Raw genomic sequence first — 17013 nt, forward strand, 5'->3', positions numbered from 1 at the left:
TTTATGTACAATGTTGCCAACATTACACCACAAGGTTCTCCCATTGCCACAACTGCCCATAGAAGCTGTGATGCCAGATCTGCTCGCTGGCGTAGAAACACACACTCAACTTATTCTAAAGGCCGCTCCCGGTGCAGGTAAGTCAACATTCTTCCCAATACAGCTGGTTAAGACTAATGCCGTTCAAGGCAAAATTATCATGCTTGAACCTAGGCGTTTGGCGGCAAGAAATATTGCGACTTACTTGGCGAGCCAATTGGGAGAGAAGATCGGGGAGAGCATAGGTTTTAGAGTTCGTGGTGAATCTAAAACCAGCAGTGCAACTCGCTTGGAGATCGTGACCGAAGGGATCATGACAAGAATGATCCAAACCGACCCTGAATTGACAGGGGTGGACATGGTGATCTTCGATGAATTCCACGAACGCAGCATTCATGCCGATACCGCTTTGGCTTTTAGCCTAGAGATCCAAGAGGCGCTGCGTGATGATCTGAAAGTGGTCGTGATGTCGGCAACCTTAGAACAACAAGCGCTGCAATCTTTATTGCCGAATGCCAAATATGTTGAATCTCAAGGTCGTACTTTCCCGGTCGACTTTCGCTATCAGCCTCTCAGTACTAATGAATATTTAGCCCCTAAAATGGCGAATGTGATCCGTTCTTTGATGGAGAAGGAATCCGGTTCGTTGTTAGCATTCTTGCCTGGCGTTTCTGCAATTAAGCAGGTGGAGTCGCAACTAGAACAACTCTCTAGCGATATTGATGTCTGTCCTTTGTATGGTCAACTCAGTTTTCCTCAACAGCAGAAAGCAATAGCACCGTCTGAGAAAGGGCGTCGCAAAGTGGTATTGGCCACCAATATTGCTGAAACCTCTTTGACCATTGAGGGCATTCGGTTGGTGGTGGATTCTGGTTTTGAACGAGTCGCCAAGTTTGATTTGAAAACCGGCATCACCAAGCTTGAGCAAGTGAAAATCTCGCAGTCTTCCGCTGAACAGCGTGCTGGCCGTGCAGGGCGAATTGAAGAAGGTCTGTGTGTTCGCTTGTACAGCGAAACGCAGTTAATGCAGCAACCTGCTGTACCTGAGCCTGAAATTCGACATTCGGATCTCTCTTCGCTGGTGGCTGAGTTGACGCAATGGGGCGCTGCAAATGCAGACGAGTTGCAATGGCTAGATGCTCCGCCACAAGCTTCAGTGGAACAAGCCAAGCAACTGCTGCAAAGCCTTGAGCTACTAGACAGCAATGGACAATTTACGGCGCTAGGTAAACAGGCTCAACGTTTAGGTCTTGAGCCACGTATCGCCAGCATGCTGATAAAAGCGCAGCAGGGCAGCCAAGCCTTGTTGAATGCTGCGATTGTCGCCGCCGCTTTACTTGAAGAACCTGAACGGAACGTCACCGATATTCAGCATTCGTTGCATCGACTTAAGCAAAGAAAACATGCGAAAAACAGCGTGGTGATGCAGCGAGCGAAAAGTCTCGCCAGCAAACTCAATCATCACGTAGATTTGTCACAACTTGATGAATCATTGTTACCATTAGTGCTTTGTTTTGCATTCCCTGACCGAATAGCTCAAGCGAGAAGCGCAACCAGTAGTGCGTTCCTTCTTGCGAATGGTCACGGCGCTGAGGTGCGTGATGATGATCCATTGGCGAATAACGATTACATCGTGGTGATTGATTTGATGCGTAGCGCAGGGCGAGCCAGTCGGATTTTCTTGGCAACCGCCGTTGATATTTCGCAGTTAGAAGACGCGTTTCCAAAACTCTTCGCCTGTTCAGATTATGCGGATTGGGATGAAAAACGTGGACGTTTGGTAGCTGAGCAGCGAGTCTCTTTGGGCAAACTGATTATCAGCACCAAAGCGTTACCAGAGCCGAGTGCGGGTCAGGCGAGCCAAGCGCTACTCAATTATATCGCTCGATGTGGGCTTGACCGTTTACATTGGACGCCAGCCGCGAAGCAGCTTGTTGAGCGTGTACGTTGCGCCCAGCTTTGGATGCCAGAACATGATTGGCCTGCGATGGATAATGCTAGCTTAATGGAACATCTAGATACTTGGTTATCGCCGTATTTGAATGGCATAAAGTCAGCAAAAGGGTTGTCGGGTGTTTCCATTGAGCAGGCACTGTCGGCGTACCTGGGTTGGCCGTTGAATCAAGAAATCGACCAATGGTTACCGACGCATTACGTGATGCCTACAGGCAATAAAAAAGCGATTCGATACCAATATCAATCGGAGCCTGTGATCTCGGTGCGAATGCAAGAAGTCTTTGGTGAACAAGACTCACCATTGATAGCGCAAGGTCGTAAAAAAGTCGTGCTTGAGTTACTTTCTCCAGCGCAGCGACCATTGCAAATCACTCAAGATTTAGCTGGCTTTTGGGCTGGCGCGTACAAAGAAGTACAAAAAGAGATGAAAGGCCGTTACCCAAAACACCCTTGGCCCGATGACCCTGCTAACCATGTAGCAACCACTAAAACCAAACGACAGTTGAACCGATGATGACCAAAATGTTAACGCCAAAAAAGGCACCACCTAAAAAAGCGCCAGCAAAGAAGTCACCAGCGACCAAAACCAAGCCTCGAAAACCGAGAGCCGCCGCGAAGAAGAGCAAACCAAGAGCCCAAAAAACGGGTAACCGAGGTTGGTTGAAGATCCTTTGGGGCATTGCGTGGAAAGCGGGCTTAGCCTTGGCAGCGCTATTGTTGTTCGTCGGTATCTATCTAGATTCGGTGGTCAAGCAGCGCTTTGAAGGTCAATTGTTTGATTTACCTACCGTTGTTTATGCTCGTGTGTTGGATCTATCTCCGGGTACTGCGGTGAGTTTGACACAGGTTAAGAATGAACTGGATGTACTGAATTACCGCAAGGTGAACTCTCCTCGTCACCCTGGTGAGTACTCATCTTCTTCAACCAAGATTGAGATGATTCGTCGTCCGTTCGAGTTTGTTGATGGGCCGGAAGCTGACCGTCATGTGATGTTGCACTTCAATGGCAATGAATTAACTCGAATCCAGTCGCTAGAGAAGAAAGGCGACATGGGTTATCTACGTGTTGAACCGAAAATGCTGGGTATGCTTGAGAAAAGCAACGATGAGCAGCGACTGTTCTTGAAACGTAACCAATTCCCAGAAGTGATGGTTGATGCGCTACTGGCGACCGAAGACCGAAATTTCTACCAGCACGATGGGGTTTCGCCATTGGCGATAGCTCGTGCGATGGTGGTGAATGTGAAAGCCGGACGCACGGTGCAAGGTGGTAGTACGTTGACTCAACAGTTGGCGAAGAACTTGTTCCTATCCAGTGAACGCACGCTGTGGCGTAAGGTTCGTGAGGCCTACATTGCGCTTATCTTGGATCATCGTTACAGCAAAGACCGCATCCTAGAAGCTTACTTGAACGAGGTTTACCTAGGTCAAAATGGCGGTCAAGCGATTCATGGTTTCGGCTTAGCTTCGCGTTTGTACTTCGGTCAACCGATTCAAGAGCTGCGCATCGATCAGCTAGCATTGCTAGTGGGTATGGTGAAAGGACCATCGTATTACAACCCTGTTCGTTACCCTGAACGCGCTAAGACTCGACGCGATCTGGTTCTTCGCTTATTGATGCAACAAGATATTTTGACTCCTCGCCAATACGAAGAAGCTGCAAGTCGTGACTTGGATATTCAAGACAACCCGCGCATTGCCAGCCGACAGCCAGCTTACTTCCAACAGGTAAACATCGAGCTGAAAAAGTACGTTGGAGACCGATTTGAAGCCAAGAAAGGGATACGTGTGTTTACCTCTCTTGATCCTGTGTCTCAAGATAAGCTAGAGAAGTCGATTGCGCGTAAGGTACCTGATCTATCCAAAACTGCAGGTGACAAACTTGAAGCGGCTGCGATTGCTGTTGATCGAAATACTGGTGAAATCCGTGCGATGGTAGGGGGCAAGCGTACTGGCTACGATGGCTTTAACCGTGCCTTGAACGCAAGTCGCCCAATTGGTTCATTAGTCAAACCTGCAATTTATCTGACGGCATTAGAGCAGCCGCAAAAGTACACGCTCGCGACGACTTTGATGGATACCCCCCTCAGCTTGAAAGGCAGTAAAGGCAGCGTCTGGAGCCCGAGAAACTTCGATCGTAAGTTCCGCGGAGAGGTGCCTTTGTATGTGGCACTTTCGAAATCTTATAATGTGCCAACGGTTCGATTGGGAATGCAGTTAGGTATTGATAGTGTCTCAGATACGATTGGAAAACTGGGTGTCGATAAAAATGAGATTCGCCCAGTGCCATCGATGTTCTTGGGTTCATTCTCACTGACACCATTCCAAGTTGCACAGATGTACCAGACAATCACCAACTCAGGCCGTATCGCACCGTTGTCTGCGCTTCGTTCAGTGGTTGATAATGATGGTGAGGTTCTATATCAATCAATCCCTCGCGTGTCGCAAAGTGTTGACCAACAAGCCGCTTGGCTAACAACCTATGCGATGAAACGTGGGGTGTCGGAAGGTACGGGTCGCTTCCTACAAGGTCAGTTTGCATGGGCAGGGTTAGCCGGTAAAACGGGCACCAGTAACGACAGTCGCGATAGTTGGTTTGTTGGGGTTGATGGTCGTGAAGTGACGACGATTTGGCTTGGGCGTGATGACAATAAACCGACTAAACTCACAGGTTCTAGCGGTGCGCTGCGTGTCTATGCCGATTACCTGAAGCAAAGAACACCAGAACAGTTATTGCTGCCTTGGCCGACAGGGATTACGACCGCCAGCTTTACTCGAACTGCCGAAGGCGCTTTAGAGTTTGACTGTGATGGTAGCGTTAAACTGCCAGTATGGGATGAAAGTGGGAACATTAAAAAGGGCTGTGAAAGTCAACCAAAACAGTGGCTAAAGAAGCTTTTTCAGTGGTAAAGTCATAACAGAAAACAATGACAAGGACAGTTTAAAGAATGATTTCTCGTTGGTTAGTGAGCAGCTTAGGTGTTGTAGGTACAGTGATCAGTTTTCAACTGTTTGCAGCAACTGCGGCGAAGGTTGATTCATCAGAACACGTTGAACTTGCACAAGCTCATAAAAGGCCAACCGTCGCTGTCGTTCTTGCTGGTGGGGGAGCGAAAGGTGCTGCCCACATCGGTGTGCTTAAAGCCTTAGAAGAGATGCAGATCCCGGTCGATTACATCACTGGTACCAGTATGGGCGCCTACGTTGGTGGTCTTTATGCGACAGGGATGAGCGCTGACGAGATTGAAAGTTTTATTTACACGGTGGATTGGAATCGCGGTTATCGCGACCGCGTTAACCGTAGTGATCGCCGTGTGCGTGACAAAGAGTATGAAGACCGCTATCAATTGAACACCGACCTCGGTTTAGGTTGGGGTGAGATAAAAGCGAGAAAAGGTGTGGTTCAAGGTCAGAATATGTTGCGTATTTTGCGTGAGACCACCGGAAATCTGTCTTCATTCGACTCTTTCGACAACCTTGCTATCCCATACCGTTCTGTAGCAACCGATATTATTAAGCTCGAAGAAGTCGTTATCGACCATGGTCATCTTGTTGATGCGATGATGGCAAGTATGTCGGTGCCTGGCGCTTTGCCGCCTTATGAAGTCGATGGGCGAATGCTGGTTGATGGCGGTGTCACCAATAACATGCCGGTTGATGTTGCCAGAGCGATGGGAGCAGATATCGTTATTGCTGTCGATATCAGCTCAAACTACAAAGGTAAGGAAGATTTTACTAATTTTCTAGCCGCCGCCGATCAGCTATCCAACTACCTTGTTCGTCGTAGCACTCAAGAGCAGGCCGAGACGTTAACGGACGACGATGTGTTCCTACGCCCTGATGTTGGGCTAATGGAAACCACTGAATTTGATAAGATGCCGGGCGCCTATCAAGCGGGTTATGATGCCGCGCGCCAATACAGCGCTGAACTTTCTAAGTTATCACTCTCCAATGCAGACTATCAGAAGTATATCGAGCATAAACAACAAGCTCGAAAAAAGCTGAAACACGGTGATCAAACCGTTGTTGATAAGGTTATTATCAACAATAACAGCCACTATTCAGATAAGTTGATAGAGAATCGCTTGAACCTCGATTCAGGGCAGATCCTTAAAACCAGTGAGATTGAATCTCAGGTTAAAGATCTCTACGCATTAGACCGCTTTGAACTGGTCACTTATGAATTTGAAAACGTTGATGGTGAAGATCAACTCGTCGTTGATGTGAATGAGAAATCATGGGGCCCTAATTATCTCAATTTTCGCTTTTACCTTGAAGATGACTTTGCAACTGATAGCCAATATTCAATAGGTATGTCTGCGAACTTCACTGATATCAACTCGCACGGTGCTGAGTTAAGAACGAATCTAGAAATGGGTACTGATAAGCTTATTGAGGCTGAGTTGTTTTCTCCTTTTTTCTCAAGCCAGAAGTTGTTTACCTCGGCGTCGCTTGTTTACAGCAACCAGAAAAGAAATTTACCCGCCGGTGAGGAAGCGATTGAAGAGCCGACCCTCGATGTCACGCAAGATTACTTACCGATGACTTACAGAGAGTATGTGGGTGAACTTGCATTGGGTTACCAACCAACATTGTGGCAAGAGCTTAAAGCAGGTGTTCGTTATACCGACGGTGAAGTTGAGGTTGCTTCATTGCCCTCTCTAGGTAATGGAGGGTATTCACGTATCGGAGGATTCGTTAGTTATCGGTTGGATACCTTAGATAACTTTAGTTTACCGACGGAAGGTTACTTTGTTGATTTAGAGTATCTTGTCTCTCATGATGACTTTGAAAATGACAGTTCTCTTGGGGATTCTGACTTAACCTCTGAGAGTGATACCGTTTACGAGATTTCCGCTAATTTCATGGCGGCACAAAGTATTGAGAAGCATACTTTAGTCGCAAAGCTGGATTTTGGTATGGTAGAAAGCAAAAACTCTGTATTTCCAATTGATCCGAAGGAGCTTGGTGGATTCCTTAATTTATCCGGTATCCCAAGAAATAGCCTGATCGGTCAAAACTTGGCTTATACGAGTCTAATCTATCGTTACAAGTGGTTTGAAAATGATTTCGGCCTCTTTAAATCACCATTCTACGTGGGTGCATCCGTTGAACATGGTGGTGTGTGGTCGAACAATGAACTGAGTCTTGATGAAGCGCCGATGTTCACTGCTGGCTCTGTCTTTGCTGGAGTTGATTCTCCAATAGGGCCGATTATTTTAGCTTACGGTAGAACCGAAAGTAACTACGATTCGGTCTACTTAATTATCGGAACGTCTTACAAATAAACATGCGTGTGATAGCTCTTTTTCCGACTAAATAGGCAAAAATCGTAGGACTTTCGTCTTAACTTGCTATGTTGGTCAAAATGATAAGATTTTAATTTAACGTTAAATTTGCTATTCTACCGCCCACAGTTTGGCCTCTATGACGCCGCTCATCAATACAAATTGAATGACAAAAATGGCAATGGAGAGCCAAGTTTCCAAGGATGTTCACTTCTTTATTTTACTAACAATTATGAAGGGAAGAAGTGGACCGCAATGAGAGGAAAAAAGTCGTGCTTGAAGCCTACCGTAAACACGTCGAAGAACGTGCTGCCGAGGGAGTTGTTCCAAAACCACTAGACGCTGAGCAGGTAGCTGGCCTAGTTGAACTTCTAAAGAACCCACCTCAAGGTGAAGATGAATATATTCTTAACCTACTAGAAAACCGCATTCCACCGGGTGTAGATGAGGCTGCTTATGTAAAAGCAGGCTTCCTTACGGCTGTCACAAAAGGTGAAGTATCATCTCCATTAGTAAGTAAAGCAAAAGCTGCAGAGTTGCTTGGTACTATGCAAGGTGGTTACAACATTGAGCCTCTAGTATCTCTGCTTGATGATGCTGAGCTTGCTCCTATCGCTGTTAAAGCACTGTCTCACACTCTCCTAATGTTCGATGCATTCTACGACGTAGAAGAGAAAGCGAAAGCTGGCAATGCTGCGGCACAACAAGTACTTCAATCTTGGGCTGATGCTGAATGGTTTACAGCGAAAGATAAAGTAGCAGAAAAAATCACAGTTAAAGTATTTAAAGTCACTGGTGAAACGAACACCGATGACCTATCTCCAGCGCCAGATGCATGGTCACGTCCTGATATCCCAGTACACGCAAAAGCGATGCTGAAGATGGAACGTGAAGGCATTACTCCTGATGACCAGGGGAACGTCGGTCCAATTACTCAAATTGAAGAACTACAAAAAGATGGCATTCCGCTGGCTTACGTTGGTGATGTTGTTGGTACAGGTTCTTCACGTAAATCTGCGACAAACTCAGTGCTTTGGTTCATGGGTGAAGATATCCCATTCGTACCAAACAAACGTACTGGCGGTGTTTGTCTAGGTGGTAAAATTGCTCCAATCTTCTACAACACAATGGAAGATTCAGGCGCACTGCCAATCGAACTGAACGTACAAGACATGAACATGGGCGATATCATTGATATCTACCCGTACGAAGGTGTTGTTCACAAGAACGGTTCTGTGATTTCAAACTTCGAACTCAGCAAAGTTCTTCTCGATGAAGTTCGTGCTGGTGGCCGTATTCCACTGATCATCGGTCGTGGTCTAACTGGTCGTGCTCGTGACTCTCTAGGTCTAGCTGAAACGGATATGTTTGCTAAACCAATTGATCCTTCTGCTTCTGATAAAGGTTATACGCTTGCTCAGAAGATGGTAGGTAAAGCATGTGGTGTTGAAGGCGTTCGCGCTGGTCAGTACTGTGAGCCGAAGATGACAACCGTAGGTTCTCAAGATACTACAGGTCCTATGACACGTGATGAGCTTAAAGACCTTGCATGTCTTGGCTTCTCTGCTGATTTAGTGATGCAGTCTTTTTGCCACACGTCGGCATACCCGAAACCTGTTGATGTAAACACTCACCATACGCTACCTGATTTCATCATGAACCGTGCGGGTGTTTCACTGCGTCCGGGTGATGGTGTTATCCACTCATGGCTAAACCGTATGCTTCTTCCTGATACTGTTGGTACAGGTGGTGACTCGCATACTCGTTTCCCATTAGGTATTTCGTTCCCTGCGGGGTCAGGCCTAGTCGCATTCGCGGCAGCAACGGGTGTTATGCCACTTGATATGCCTGAATCTATCTTGGTTCGTTTTAAAGGCGAAATGCAGCCAGGTATCACGCTACGTGACCTAGTACACGCGATTCCTCTATACGGTATCAAGCAAGGTCTACTGACTGTAGAAAAAGCAGGTAAGATCAACGAATTCTCTGGTCGTGTACTAGAAATTGAAGGTGTTGAGCACCTATCTGTTGAGCAAGCATTTGAACTTTCTGATGCATCTGCTGAGCGTTCTGCAGCTGGTTGTACGGTTAAGCTTTCTGAAGAGTCTATCTCTGAGTACTTGAACTCGAACATCGTGATGCTTAAGTGGATGATCGCTGAAGGCTACGGTGATGTTCGTACTATCGAACGTCGTATTACAGCTATGGAAGAGTGGCTAGCTAACCCTGAGTTACTGTCTGCTGATTCAGATGCTGAATACGCTCACGTTATTGAGATCGACCTTGCTGACATCGATCAACCAATCCTATGTGCTCCAAACGATCCAGATGATGCTCGTCTTCTTTCTGACGTTCAAGGTACTGAGATTCAAGAAGTGTTCATCGGTTCTTGTATGACGAACATCGGTCACTTCCGTGCTGCAGGTAAGATGCTTGAAGAGTTCAATGGCTCTCTAAACACTCGCCTATGGGTTGCTCCGCCAACTAAGATGGATAAAGACCAGCTGACAGAAGAAGGCTACTACGGTATCTTCGGCCGTGCTGGGGTTCGTATCGAAACTCCGGGCTGTTCACTGTGTATGGGTAACCAAGCACGTGTTGCAGACAAGTCGACAGTAATGTCTACGTCTACTCGTAACTTCCCGAACCGTTTGGGTACTGGTGCGAATGTTTACCTAGCTTCTGCTGAACTTTCTGCAGTTGGTGCGATTCTTGGTCGTATCCCAACGAAAGAAGAGTACCTTGAGTACGCAGAGAAGATTAATGCAACGGCTGCAGATACATACCGCTACCTGAACTTCCATAAAATGGGTCAGTACACGGAAAAAGCAGATACAGTTATCTTCCAAGAGCCAGCATAACCGCTGACTGATTGAGTAACTTGCTGAACGCCTTCTATTCGTAGAAGGCGTTTTTTTATGTCTACATGTTCGGCGACGAGCGACTCGATCTCTTGATGACTTCGCTATATACTCTCGCCTCATTTTTAACCCTGTCTGCAGTTACTGCGTGGAGCCACTATGGAATTCGAATTTACAAGAAACACTCTAATGGGTGAGTACTACGTGAAATGCAGCATGGGACACGAGATCGTTGGCCGCTGGTTACAAGAAGAGATCGGTAAAGATAAGCAGAAACTGGATCATGTGATGGCGCTTATTGAGCAATCTCGACAGGATCTGAGTAATGAAGTGACCTTGCTTGGTAAAGAGATCAGTTTAGCGATCAATGAAGACGAAGTGACGATTCAAGAAAACGTACTTGGCCACGAGCAAGAGATGGAAGAAGGCAGTGAGTTCGACTTTTATAACTGCGAGAGCCAAGCAAGCTGTGGAATCGATGACTTCGAGCTACTGATTGAGCGTTGGATGGAGTTTCTAGGTTACTAGTCTTTGATTTTCTAAGCTCGATATTCTGTTTCTATTTTTAGCTTTGAAGACCTTGTTGCCCAAAACTGGAGCAACAATAGTGCAACGCATTAAGATAGTGAAAAGGCCGCACCATATTGGTGCGGCCTTTTTTGTTATTGCGGCTTTATTATTTCTATATTCTTTAAAATCAATAGTTTAACTTTTTGGCACGCTACTTGGATTGTAATAAGAGAATTAACGGATTAAGTGAAGAATTTAAGGAACGAATATGAAACTAATAAATGCCATTGTTAAGCCATTCAAATTAGATGATGTACGTGAAGCACTCTCTGATGTGGGTATTGAAGGTATGACGGTCTCTGAAGTGAAAGGCTTTGGTCGTCAGAAAGGACACACTGAATTGTACCGTGGTGCGGAATACCAAGTAGATTTCCTACCAAAGGTAAAACTAGAGATAGCTACTCAAGCTGAAAATGTTGACCGAGTTGTTGAAGCGATTAGCCAAGCGGCACACACCGGAAAAATCGGCGATGGCAAAATTTTTGTGTATGACCTAAGCCAAGCCGTACGAATTCGTACTGGTGAAATGGATGCTGAAGCACTTTAAAGAATTACAAGGACTGGAGACTTTAATATGGAACTTACAACAACAGTAACGGAACTACGTTACGCACTAGACACTTTTTTCTTCCTCATTTCAGGTGCGTTAGTAATGTGGATGGCAGCAGGCTTCGCGATGTTAGAAGCTGGCCTAGTTCGTTCAAAGAACACCACAGAAATTTTAACTAAGAACATCTGCTTGTACGCGATTGCTTGTACTGCTTTCTTAGTTGTTGGTTACAACATTATGTATGTGGATAACGGTGAAGGCGGTTGGTTGCCATCATTCGGTACTCTGATTGGTACTCAAGGTGAAGGTGCAGACCACTCTTTAGAATCAGACTTCTTCTTCCAGGTAGTATTCGTTGCAACAGCAATGTCTGTGGTATCTGGTGCGGTTGCTGAGCGTATGAAGCTTTGGTCATTCCTAATCTTCTCAGTAGTACTAACAGCGTTCATTTACCCTGTTGAAGGTTACTGGACTTGGGGCGGTGGTTTCCTATCAGAAGCTGGTTTCAGTGACTTTGCTGGTTCAGGTATTGTACACATGGCTGGTGCGGCAGCTGCGTTAGCAGGTGTTCTACTGCTAGGTGCTCGTAAAGGTAAATACGGTAAGAACGGTGAAATCTACCCGATTCCTGGTTCAAACATGCCGCTTGCAACACTAGGTACATTTATCCTTTGGTTCGGTTGGTTCGGTTTCAACGGCGGTTCTCAACTAATGGTTTCAGATTTCGAGAACGCGACAGCAGTGGGGCAAATCTTCCTTAACACTAACGCAGCAGCAGCAGCGGGTGCAATCGCAGCACTACTAGTATGTAAAACAACTTGGGGTAAAGCAGACCTAACAATGATTCTTAACGGCGCATTAGCTGGCCTAGTAGCAATCACTGCAGACCCTCTATCACCATCACCTCTATTCGCAGTAGCAATTGGTTCGGTATCTGGCGCATTGGTTGTATTCAGCATCATCGCTCTAGACAAAGCTAAGATTGATGATCCAGTAGGTGCTATTTCAGTACACGGTGTGTGTGGTTTCTTCGGTCTAATGGCTGTGCCACTAAGCAACGCTGATGCAACATTCGGTGCTCAACTACTAGGTGCTGCAGTAATCTTTGCTTGGGTATTTGGTGCGAGCCTAGCGGTATGGGCTGTGCTTAAAGCAACAATCGGTATCCGAGTTACTGAAGACGAGGAACTGGAAGGTATGGACATGCACGATTGTGGTGTTGGCGCTTACCCTGAGTTTGTATCAGTAAAATAATCAACAGTCGTCGCCTAATCTGAATGGGTTAGGTTGGACAAACAAAGCCCCGCAACTCTTGTTGCGGGGCTTTGTTGTATTTACGGTTGCACAATATATAAACATGAGCTTTGCAGTTAGGCTCATTGTTTAAGGGGGATGACAAGACACAAATGTTGAAATGGTTTGTTACAAAAGTGATGGTTTTAATGGTCTGAGTAGACGAGTTTTTTGTCGGTTGTCATTGTAATTATGTTAATGATGAATATAATAACGCAACTGATAGACATTATCATTTCGATATAAAGGATTTTACAATGAAGAAACTGCTAACACTTTCAGCTCTAGCGTGTAGTGTAATTGCCCCGACAGCAATGGCTGCGGAAGAAGTAAACGTCTACTCTTACCGTCAACCTTTCCTTGTTGAGCCAATGTTCAAAGAGTTCACAAAAGAGACTGGCATTAAAGTAAACGTTAAGTTTGCTAAAAAAGGTTTAGCAGAGAAGTTAGCTCAAGAGGGTGAATACAGCCCAGCTGACGTTGTCTTAACTGTAGATATCAGCCGTCTATCTGAACTAACTAAGCAAGGTCTAGTTCAATCAGTAGAGAGCGATGTACTTGAAAAGAACATCCCTGCTCAATACCAAGATACAGATAACGAGTGGTTCGCTCTAACAACTCGTACACGTAGCGTTTATTCTTCACGTGACCGTGTTGGTCGTCTAGGTGAAGAGTTCACTTACGAAGATCTAACTAAGCCTGAATTTAAAGGCAAAATCTGTACTCGTAGCGGTAAGCACCCATACAATGTTTCTCTGGTCTCTTCTATGATTGCTCACAAAGGTGAAGCTGAAACGAAAGAATGGTTAGAAGGCGTAAAAGCAAACCTAGCACGTAAGCCGCAAGGCAACGACCGCGCGCAAGTTAAAGCGATTAAAGAAGGTCTATGTGATGTTGCTCTTGGTAACAGCTACTACCTAGGTAAGATGGTTAACGATAAAGAGCAAAAAGCTTGGGCTGACTCTGTTTACATTAACTTCCCTAACCAAGAAACAACGGGTACTCACGTAAACATTTCTGGTATGGCAATGGCTAAATACTCTCCAAATGAAGAGAATGCCGTTAAGCTGATGGAATTCCTATCTGGTAACACAGCACAAAGCATGTACGCAGAAGTGAACTACGAATACCCAGTGAAAGCAGACGTTAAACCTTCTGAGCTTGTTGCTTCATGGGGTGAGTTCAAAGCGGATACTATTTCTCTAGATGAAATTGCAAACCACCACGCGGCTGCAATCAAGCTATTAGACGAAGTTAAGTTCGATCTATAATTTATTATGATAGGCTTCGGCCTATGTAAAATGACAACCTCAAGTCGCCATTTTGGCTACTTGGGGTTGTTTGTTATTGGAAAATCACTTTTTGATACAAAGCACCCCGTTGATCCCTTGAGTTATTAGCATCTCACCTTGAAGTCATTAGAGTATATGGGTATAAATAACCCCCACCATTAAAAGGATATGAGATGTATTTGCAAATGCATTTGTGTTTCATTAAGCCTCGTTGTAGTTAGGCGATGAAAGAAAAGAATTATTTATGGAACACCAGTAGCGGCATTATTGCTGTATTACTGGTTTTACCGATCTTAGCAATTTTTACGACGGCTGTTGGAGAAACCGATGAGCTATTTTCTCATCTGATGTCCACAGTGATGCCTACCTATGCCTACAATACGGTGGTTTTAGTCATAGGAACCATGTTCCTGTCTTTAGTTTTTGGTATTCCGTCGGCTTGGGTTATGGCAATGTGCCGAGTTCCGGGAGAGCGTGTTTTGCAGTGGGCACTCGTCCTGCCATTAGCAATGCCAGGCTATATCGTTGGCTATATCTTTACTGATTGGTTCGACTTTGCTGGCCCTGTTCAGGTTCTACTGCGAGATCTTACTGGGTGGGGACCCGGTGAGTATTGGTTCCCGGATATTAGAACCTTATCTGGCGCTATTATTGTTCTGTCTCTCGTTCTCTATCCTTATGTTTATTTGCTGTGCCGCGCGGCATTTATGGAACAAAACGTCTCCTTATTGCAATCCGCTCGGTTACTAAAATGCTCACCTTGGGAAAGCTTCCGTCGTATCTCCTTACCACTTGTTCGTCCATCAATGGCGGTCGGTTTATCGCTTGTTGCTATGGAAACCATCGGTGACTTTGGTACCGTGAGTTACTTTGCGGTAAATACTTTAACGACTGCGGTTTATGATACTTGGCTAGGCTACTCAAGCTTAACGGCAGCGGCGAAAATATCGGCAATCATGCTGGTTATCGTGCTCCTACTGTTGAGCTCAGAGCGATACAGTCGCCGTAAGCAGAAGCTATTCCAGAATCAGTTCAGTAGCCGCGAAGATTTTCGTTACGACCTTTCTGGTTGGAAAAAATGGCTGGCACTATTCTGGTGCTGGGGATTAGTTTGCGTTGCATTCCTGTTCCCTCTTGGTCAGCTGATTATTTATGCCTACAAATATTTTGCTCAAAGCTGGACCCCTGAATTCAGGGAGTATGCGGTTAACAGCCTTTATGTTTCGGTGGTTGCTGCGATTATTGGCGTGATTATCGCGATGATTGTTAACTTCAATCAACGTGTTAGCCCGAATAAGAAAAATCAAGCTTATATGCGTCTCGCTTCGATGGGCTATGCAGTACCTGGCACCGTGTTAGCGATCGGTGTGATGGTACCTGTTTTGTTCATGGATCACTTGGTCAATGACATTGCGAAAGTGATGGAGTGGGGGAGACCTGGTTTGATCTTCTCCGGTTCCATGTTCGCGCTAATCTTTGCCATGGTCGTGCGCTTTTCGGCAGTCGCAATCGGCAGTATTGAAAGCAGCTTGAGTAAAGTATCCCCTTCATTGGATATGGCTTCGAAAACCATGGGTTGCAATACCAACCAGATGTTACGTCGTGTTCATTTACCTTTAATTAAACGTGGTGCATTGATCGCTGGCTTACTGGTGTTTATCGAATCAATGAAAGAGTTGAATGCGGCATTGCTGCTGCGTCCTTTCAACTTTGAGACATTGGCGACTTATGTTTATAACTACGCCTCAGATGAGCACCTAGAACTGGCGGCGATGCCTGCTGTATTATTGGTGTTGGTGGGTCTAATTCCTCTGATCATCGTAAACCGTTCCTTGGAGCAGAAAAACTAATGAGTTGTGCATTATCAATTAAAGATCTGACTTGTAAGTATGAGTCGCAAACCATTTTGGAAGCGCTCTCGTTAGAAGTTGAGCATGGCGAGATTGTCTGTCTTCTTGGTGCGAGTGGTTGCGGTAAAACGACCTTACTTAAGGCGATTGCGGGCTTACTTCCATTAAGTAGCGGTGTGATGAGTTTGAACTGTCAAACCATTGATGATGGCGAGAATTGGTTGCCACCAGAGCAACGTAACATCGGTATGATTTTCCAAGATTACGCGCTGTTCCCACATCTGACGGTAAATCAGAACGTGGCATTTGGCCTGCGCGATATGTCTGATCAAGAGAAGAAAGCAAAGGTTCAAGAGATGCTAGAGCTCGTTCATCTTGATCAATACGGCGATCGCTACCCGCATCAATTGTCTGGTGGTCAGCAACAACGTGTCGCGATTGCGCGCTCTTTGGCTTACAAGCCTGATTTATTGCTACTTGATGAACCGTTCTCGAACATTGATACCCAAGTTCGTCATGAGTTGATTTCTCAGATTCGTAAGATCTTTAAGAAGCAGGGGGTTACAGCTATCTTCGTAACTCACAGCCGTGAAGAGGCGTTTGCCTTTGCAGATAAAATGGCAGTAATGAATCATGGTGTGATTGAACAGTATGGTTCGGCATCTGAGTTGTACTTTCATCCATCAAGTAAGTTTGTGGCTGATTTCTTAGGTGGTGGTAGTTACTTAAATGCTCAGCGTATTTCAGATAATGAGTTTGAAACCAGCTTAGGTCTGATTGAAGCGAAAGCACAAACAGAGATTGAGTTAGGTACGGACTGCGCGTTGTTGTTAAGACCTCAGCACATTGTCGCGAGCCATGATGTCGACAGTAATCTGTCTGTATTGGAGCAGCAATTCATGGGCGACCATTGCCGCTATGTGATTGAAGCCAATGGTCAGAAGTTATTAGCAACCTCGTCAGAAGCACTTGAAGTGGGTATGCCGGTCAACGTAAAAGTCGATACCAAAGGCGTATTGGCTTTTTAAAGAGATAGAACGCGATACTAATCGTTACAAGAATCGCCATAAAAAAGGTTCATCGCGGATTAGCGGGAACTAAAAACAAAAACGGTAGTAAGTGATATGGTTTAGTCGCCAAACAAAAATCATACACAAACTACCGTTTTCATGCCGAATCATACTTTCCTATCGTCATTCTGGGAAGGCTTTAAAATAGTAAAGTCTCACCAGACAGCATCACTTATTACACTAACTCTTAAACCGAACTCTGAGGCTAAATGCTTTTGCGGTCTTGAAGCCGAGGCTATCCATG

At 45.5% G+C, this 17013-nt stretch carries 10 protein-coding genes; all 10 read left to right on the top strand.

Annotation, left to right across the window (positions count from 1 at the left end; genetic code table 11):
• Positions 1-70 precede the first annotated feature (70 nt).
• The 10 genes from hrpB to L1D22_RS16460 all read left to right on the top strand — a co-directional run bounded on the left by hrpB (position 71) and on the right by L1D22_RS16460 (position 16727).
• Positions 71-2509: an ATP-dependent helicase HrpB gene (gene hrpB / locus L1D22_RS16415; protein ID WP_239830578.1), complete on the top strand. Its 2439-nt coding sequence runs from the start codon at positions 71-73 to the stop codon at positions 2507-2509.
• Positions 2506-4905, top strand: a complete 2400-nt coding sequence (mrcB, locus tag L1D22_RS16420) for a penicillin-binding protein 1B (protein WP_239830568.1) — start codon at positions 2506-2508, stop codon at positions 4903-4905. The genes hrpB and mrcB overlap by 4 nt, the downstream gene beginning before the upstream one ends.
• Positions 4906-4943: 38 nt before the next feature.
• Positions 4944-7283 (top strand): patatin-like phospholipase family protein, encoded by a 2340-nt coding sequence (locus L1D22_RS16425; RefSeq protein WP_239830569.1) that lies wholly within the window; start codon positions 4944-4946, stop codon positions 7281-7283.
• A 272-nt stretch (positions 7284-7555) separates the two neighbouring features.
• Positions 7556-10144, top strand: coding sequence for a bifunctional aconitate hydratase 2/2-methylisocitrate dehydratase (gene acnB / locus L1D22_RS16430; protein ID WP_239830570.1), 2589 nt, complete (start codon positions 7556-7558; stop codon positions 10142-10144).
• Positions 10145-10303: 159 nt separating this feature from the next.
• Entirely contained in the window at positions 10304-10672 is a 369-nt protein-coding gene (locus tag L1D22_RS16435) for a YacL family protein (RefSeq protein ID WP_017633250.1), read from the top strand.
• 250 nt (positions 10673-10922) lie between these two features.
• Positions 10923-11261, top strand: a complete 339-nt coding sequence (gene glnK / locus L1D22_RS16440) for a P-II family nitrogen regulator (RefSeq protein ID WP_004738200.1) — start codon at positions 10923-10925, stop codon at positions 11259-11261.
• 27 nt (positions 11262-11288) lie between these two features.
• Positions 11289-12518, top strand: a complete 1230-nt coding sequence (locus L1D22_RS16445) for an ammonium transporter (protein WP_048605711.1) — start codon at positions 11289-11291, stop codon at positions 12516-12518.
• 296 nt (positions 12519-12814) lie between these two features.
• Entirely contained in the window at positions 12815-13828 is a 1014-nt protein-coding gene (locus tag L1D22_RS16450; protein WP_239830571.1) for a Fe(3+) ABC transporter substrate-binding protein, read from the top strand.
• 245 nt (positions 13829-14073) lie between these two features.
• The gene (locus L1D22_RS16455; protein ID WP_239830572.1) at positions 14074-15699 is read left to right on the top strand and encodes an iron ABC transporter permease; all 1626 of its coding nucleotides are present in this window, start codon (positions 14074-14076) and stop codon (positions 15697-15699) included.
• The gene (locus L1D22_RS16460; protein ID WP_239830573.1) at positions 15699-16727 is read left to right on the top strand and encodes an ABC transporter ATP-binding protein; all 1029 of its coding nucleotides are present in this window, start codon (positions 15699-15701) and stop codon (positions 16725-16727) included. Before L1D22_RS16455 ends, L1D22_RS16460 begins: the two co-directional genes overlap by 1 nt.
• Positions 16728-17013: the final 286 nt, after the last annotated feature.

The sequence above is a fragment of the Vibrio sp. Isolate34 genome (genome assembly GCF_022397915.1).
Classification (GTDB): Bacteria; Pseudomonadota; Gammaproteobacteria; order Enterobacterales; family Vibrionaceae; genus Vibrio.

What these genes read in the sequence shown, in the direction of transcription:
- hrpB (WP_239830578.1), top strand. Translation starts at nt 71, where the DNA reads ATGCCAGATCTGCTCGCTGGCGTAGAAACACACACTCAACTTATTCTA.
- mrcB (WP_239830568.1), top strand. Translation starts at nt 2,506, where the DNA reads ATGATGACCAAAATGTTAACGCCAAAAAAGGCACCACCTAAAAAAGCG.
- L1D22_RS16425 (WP_239830569.1), top strand. Translation starts at nt 4,944, where the DNA reads ATGATTTCTCGTTGGTTAGTGAGCAGCTTAGGTGTTGTAGGTACAGTG.
- L1D22_RS16435 (WP_017633250.1), top strand. Translation starts at nt 10,304, where the DNA reads ATGGAATTCGAATTTACAAGAAACACTCTAATGGGTGAGTACTACGTG.
- glnK (WP_004738200.1), top strand. Translation starts at nt 10,923, where the DNA reads ATGAAACTAATAAATGCCATTGTTAAGCCATTCAAATTAGATGATGTA.
- L1D22_RS16445 (WP_048605711.1), top strand. Translation starts at nt 11,289, where the DNA reads ATGGAACTTACAACAACAGTAACGGAACTACGTTACGCACTAGACACT.
- L1D22_RS16450 (WP_239830571.1), top strand. Translation starts at nt 12,815, where the DNA reads ATGAAGAAACTGCTAACACTTTCAGCTCTAGCGTGTAGTGTAATTGCC.
- L1D22_RS16455 (WP_239830572.1), top strand. Translation starts at nt 14,074, where the DNA reads ATGAAAGAAAAGAATTATTTATGGAACACCAGTAGCGGCATTATTGCT.
- L1D22_RS16460 (WP_239830573.1), top strand. Translation starts at nt 15,699, where the DNA reads ATGAGTTGTGCATTATCAATTAAAGATCTGACTTGTAAGTATGAGTCG.